Source organism: Microbacterium sp. Bi128, assembly GCF_918698205.1.
This window is the reverse complement of the sequence record NZ_CAKKMM010001560.1, coordinates 1-1139: the sequence shown is the minus strand read 5'-3', so window position 1 is coordinate 1139 and position 1139 is coordinate 1. Positions and strand designations below refer to the sequence as shown.

General features: G+C 62.0%; 2 protein-coding genes. One reads left to right on the top strand and one right to left on the bottom strand.

All coding sequences use genetic code 11. The features are described from left to right. Positions 1–70: 70 nt before the first annotated feature. Positions 71–841, top strand: coding sequence for a response regulator transcription factor (locus LQV45_RS34550; protein ID WP_230012415.1), 771 nt, complete (start codon positions 71–73; stop codon positions 839–841). Here LQV45_RS34550 and LQV45_RS34545 read toward each other — a convergent pair. Then, positions 838–1139 (bottom strand): Hpt domain-containing protein (locus tag LQV45_RS34545; protein WP_230012413.1); only part of this gene is annotated, 302 nt, incomplete at its 5' end. The two genes, LQV45_RS34550 and LQV45_RS34545, sit on opposite strands and share 4 nt — an antisense overlap.

Genomic DNA, 1139 nt, shown 5'->3' with positions numbered 1-1139 from the left:
ATCATGATTGCACAGCAGTACCGACGCGGCCGCTATGGGGGTAGGTGTCGCATCAGATGTGAGGGGGGCCATGACTGACTTGGGAGTCGCCGTAGTTGTGGAAGACGACGACGACGTGCGTCATCTTGTCGAAGCTGTGTTGAGCCAGGCGGGATTTGACGTCCACGGCGCAGCGAGCGGTCGCGAGGGGGTCGAGGTCGTGCGGAATCAGAAGGCCAACGTTGTCACCTTGGACGTTGGCCTCAACGATATTGACGGCTTTGAAGTCCTGCGCCGAATTCGACAGTTTAGCGATGCCTACGTGGTCATGCTGACGGCGAGGACGGACGAGTTGGACACGCTGACCGCACTGCATACCGGTGCCGATGATTTCATGACCAAACCGTTCCGGCCGCGCGAGCTCCGAGCCCGGGTGTCTGCGATGATGCGCCGGCCTCGGCAGGACGGCCCTGAGGCCAAGTCCTTGGATCCGGGAACGGCACCGTCAAAGGCCCTTGTCCTGTCCCACGGTTTGGAATTCCGGCACAACGGCCTGGTACTTAACCCGCACACGCGTTCGGTCACTGTTGATGGCATTCCTGCCAGCCTCACGCGCAGTGAGTTCGATCTCCTGCATGCCCTGTTGAAAGGGGCAGGTGCCGTCCGGTCGAAGACTGATCTGGTGCGGGTAGTGCGGGGTCAGCATTACAGCGCGGATGCCTACATCAGTGAATCCGACGAGCGTGCCGTCGAAGTACATATTGGCAACATGCGTCGCAAGCTGGGGGAGGATCCGCTGCAACCTCGTTGGCTCCAGACCATTCGTGGCGTTGGGTACCGGCTCACGCCTGCCGTGGACTAGCTGTCTCCGAGGTTGTGCCTGAGCTGCAGTTCGTCCACGGTGTCGTTTCCGCTCTCCGCAACCTCACGCAGGAGCAGCCGCGCCAGGTGAGCGTCCCGGACGCGGATGGCGTCCTCAAGCTCTCGGGAGAGCTGAGCCAGACGGACGCCGCCGACCATCGCAGAGGACGTCTTCAGGCTCAGGACGGCGTCCAGTGCTGCGGTCTCGTCACCGCTATCGAGGGACGTCGCCAGGGATTGATAGCGCTGGTCCCACATCTTTGTGTAGTCCCTGGCGAATCCTTTGGCCACTGCAGGGC

Excerpts from the sequence above, each read along its gene's own strand:
- LQV45_RS34550 (WP_230012415.1), top strand. The coding sequence starts at position 71 with ATGACTGACTTGGGAGTCGCCGTAGTTGTGGAAGACGACGACGACGTG.